General features: G+C 41.7%; 3 protein-coding genes and 1 pseudogene. All 4 read right to left on the bottom strand.

The genetic code is table 11. The features are described from left to right. Positions 1-188 precede the first annotated feature (188 nt). Positions 189-1,196: a Holliday junction branch migration DNA helicase RuvB gene (ruvB, locus tag FTU38_RS16430; protein ID WP_168378058.1), complete on the bottom strand. Its 1,008-nt coding sequence runs from the start codon at positions 1,194-1,196 to the stop codon at positions 189-191. Positions 1,197-1,441: 245 nt separating this feature from the next. Further along, entirely contained in the window at positions 1,442-2,044 is a 603-nt protein-coding gene (gene ruvA / locus FTU38_RS16425) for a Holliday junction branch migration protein RuvA (protein WP_180003293.1), read from the bottom strand. A 110-nt stretch (positions 2,045-2,154) separates the two neighbouring features. After that, on the bottom strand, positions 2,155-3,495 hold the full coding sequence (locus tag FTU38_RS16420; RefSeq protein ID WP_180111869.1) for a deoxyguanosinetriphosphate triphosphohydrolase: 1,341 nt from the start codon (positions 3,493-3,495) through the stop codon (positions 2,155-2,157). Positions 3,496-3,781: 286 nt separating this feature from the next. Beyond that, positions 3,782-3,872, bottom strand: a pseudogene (locus FTU38_RS16415) (IS5/IS1182 family transposase); the annotation flags it as partial.

Here is a 3,872-nt window from a genome sequence, read left to right as displayed (position 1 = left end):
TGTTCAAATGGCGATTCAGCGTTTAATTGGTTTTGGGAAAAAAGAAGAGTTTAAGGAAATTTTGGCAATTTTAAGAAAGCAGAATCCTGATAGGATAAGGGTTCTGTGAAATTTGTCGTGTACAGAGAAAATTTAAATAAACATGCAGGGAGCATTTAACTCCCTGAAGTCGTTCAGTGAATTATCGTTTACTTATCTTTCGGCTCTGGTGGTGTCATCCCAAACTGTAAATACGCCATATTGGTGGCAATACGTCCACGCGCAGTACGCATGACATAGCCTTGCTGAATGAGGTAGGGCTCGATTACATCTTCTAGCGTCCCTGAGTCTTCTGCCATAGCAGCAGCTAGAGCTTCTACACCTGCAGGGCCACCATCAAAACGCTCTAGTAGCATTGATAAATAACGGCGGTCTAGCGTATCTAAACCATCTTTATCGACATTTAGCATGTCCAAAGCACGTTGAGCCATCTCTTGGGTTACTTCACCTGTGCCTTTGACTTGCGCATAATCACGGACCCGGCGTAATAAACGGTTTGCAATACGAGGTGTCCCACGAGCACGGCGTGCAACTTCTTGAGCACCTTCGGCGGTCATGGGCACATCCATCAAGTTGGCAGAACGAGTCACAATATGCGTTAAGTCTTTGACAGAATAGAACTCTAAACGTTGTACGATACCGAAACGGTCACGTAAAGGAGAGGTCAGTAGGCCTGCACGAGTCGTCGCTGCAACAAGAGTGAAGGGTGGTAAATCCAGTTTGATCGAACGGGCAGCAGGGCCTTCACCAATCATGATATCCAGTTGGTAATCCTCCATCGCTGGATATAAAATTTCTTCAATCACCGGTGAAAGACGATGAATTTCGTCAATAAACAGTACGTCACCTTCTTCAAGATTGGTCAGCATAGCGGCTAAGTCGCCAGCACGCTCTAGAACAGGGCCTGAGGTCGATTTAAGGTTGCCGCCCATCTCACGGGCAATGATATTGGCCAGTGTGGTTTTACCTAAACCCGGAGGGCCAAAAATTAAGGTGTGATCGAGTGCTTCTTCACGGCCACGTGCAGCACCAATAAAGATTTCCATTTGTTCACGGACGACAGGCTGCCCGATGTAGTCATCGAGGGAAGTTGGGCGAATGGCGCGGTCGAAGTGGTCTTCGGGTTTTTCTGAACCACTGATAAGACGGTCTTGCATAATTATTTAACTAATCTCTATATCGTTGTGGAAGAATCACAGCCTCAAAAAGCGATTGAACTTTAAATGCCATTGTATAGGCGATTCTCACTTTTGACTGGGCAAAAGTGACAAAACCCATTTGTTAAACTGATGCTACGTCCTTGTAGCACAGTTTAACAGCGACATCCTTGTCGCCTGCGTGATTCACATACTGTCTATAACCCTAAAAGGCAAAGGATGCAGTGCTCATTAGAAACTAAAAATTATTTATTCATCGACTTTAATGCAGCACGGATAATGTCGCTGGCTTCAGTAAAGTCACCTTTGGCAGCATTCACTAATTTTTGTGCTTCAATTGGTTTGTAACCTAATGATTGCAATGCCGCTTCAGCTTCAGCAACGGCAGAGTTGCCCGTAAATTGAATTTGTTCAACAGTTGAATTCGTTGGTGCCGTACCTGAAGCTATGGCTTTAAAGCGATCACGTAACTCAATCATGAGGCGTTCAGCGGTTTTTTTACCTACACCCGGAACTTTGACTAAAGTGTTTACATCTTCATGTTCAACCGTGTGAATCAGCATTTCAACACTTAATGTTGATAAAATGCCCAGTGCCATTTTAGGGCCTACGCCGTTAACTTTTAAAAGTGTGCGAAAAATCAGTTTTTCTTGAGCATTGCTAAATCCATACAGCAGTTGTGCATCTTCACGAACAGCCAGATGTGTCCACAGGGTAATTTTTTGACCTTTTTGTAGTTGGCAAAATGTAGAAAGTGGGGTGTCAATCTCATAGCCCACACCATTTACATTGAGTAATACTGTTGGTGCTTCCAATGCCAGCACTTCGCCAATTAAACATCCGATCATGTCATTTATTCACTTTATTTCAGTTTAGTCTGAGCTATTTGCTCAATTTCAATTTGTTGTGAGATTAGCGTGAAGGCCAGCGAATTACTAGCCTTCACATTTTTTCAGCTTTAAAAGAAACCAACTTTATTGCCTTGAAGTTCTTGTGCAAGGTTATAAGCCTGATGGTCTGAAAATTTAGAGATAATATCCAATACTTGCATGATGTTTTCATAATGCAACGGCCCAAAATGTGCCCCCGAACGGTGGAGAATGGACATCAGTCGCTGTTCTTTAAAACTCAAGGTTTTATTTGGCGTAGTTAGAGGAATAAATGCGTCTAAAATATTTTGCAGACTTTGGTGTGCAATAATCTCTAAGCCTGCTTTTTGTGGATGTTCAAAAATTTTATCGCGAGCTAATTCTTTCGCTCGGTTAATTCCACACTCGATATCTTCACTGCAATACTGCAATAAACTGCCTTTAAGTTGGCCAGTCAAAATTTCATTATGATGACGTGCAAAAGCTGTAGTTACTTCTTCAACCAAACGCTTCATCACACGGCCACGCAAAGCGGCAATTTTCTGCTGCCAAGTGGTATCAGTCATCGCCAATTCGGCAGGTATGCCATAGTCACCGACCAAATCAAGGAAAATTGGCTCAACTTCGTTATAGTTCAACATGTTGAGGATAATGCCATCTTCAAGATCAATTAAGGCATAACAAATGTCATCTGCGGCTTCAAGCAAATAGGTCAAAGGATGCCGACAGTAGTGATATTCACCCAGTTGAATTAAACCGAGTTGCTCTGCAATTTGCTGCAAGATGTCTTTTTCTGCTTGATAGCAGCCAAATTTAGCTCGTTGGCTCGCAGGTTTATTGCCTTGTGATGCAATGGTTTTGGATAGCCATGGGTACTTTAAGTAAGCCCCTAAGGTTGCGTAAGTTAGGCGCATACCACCATCATTCGGGTGATAGTCAATTTTAGTCAGTAAACGTAAGCCTTGTGCATTACCTTCAAACTGACGAACATCGGCTTCTTCTTCTGGGCTTAAATCTTTTAAAAAGTCTGTATGTGATGCATCATCAAACCATTCGCGAATGGCATATTCACCAGCATGCCCAAAAGGCGGATTGCCAATATCATGTGCTAAACAAGCGGCTTGAATAATCGCACCAACATCGGCAGGTGAAATCCACATCGGGAGTTCATCTTTAATTTTTTCCGCTGCCAACATCCCCAATGAACGTCCAATACAAGACACTTCTAAAGAGTGCGTCAGGCGAGTATGAATGCCATCATGTTGGGTGAGGGGATGGACTTGGGTCTTGCGGTTTAATTGTCGAAAGCTTTGCGAAAAAATAATGCGGTCGTAGTCTTTGTGGAAGGGGCTACGTGCCTGTTCAGAACTGTGTTTATTGCTACCAATACGAACTGTAGAAAGAAGTTCAAGCCAACGCATTTGAGTCATTTATCATTATTCATTTATTACTTGAATTGAATAATGCCAAACTTAGTTGAAAATCACTAGAGTGGAACGACATGATTTGGCGTTTCTGTTCCTAAATATTTAGACACATATATAAATTTTTTTCGAAATGATTCTATTCCAATGAATTTCAAAATTAAGCATCATAGATTGCAATGCCTTAGAAAAATGAGCAAATGAAATTACAAGAATGTTAAATTTACCATTTGCTAAATTATTTTTATAAAAATGTTTAGGGTGTGTTGACATTTACAGCCGATAAATTGAGCTAAAGAGGCAACCATATAAATATACAAGCTAAAGCAACAGCGCTTTGATAGTTACGTTTTAGCTTATCGTATCTTGTGGCAATTCCTCTA

This window comes from Acinetobacter sp. YH12098 (assembly GCF_013419235.1).
Lineage (GTDB): Bacteria > Pseudomonadota > Gammaproteobacteria > Pseudomonadales > Moraxellaceae > Acinetobacter > Acinetobacter amyesii.
This window is presented reverse-complemented; position numbering and strand designations above follow the sequence as displayed.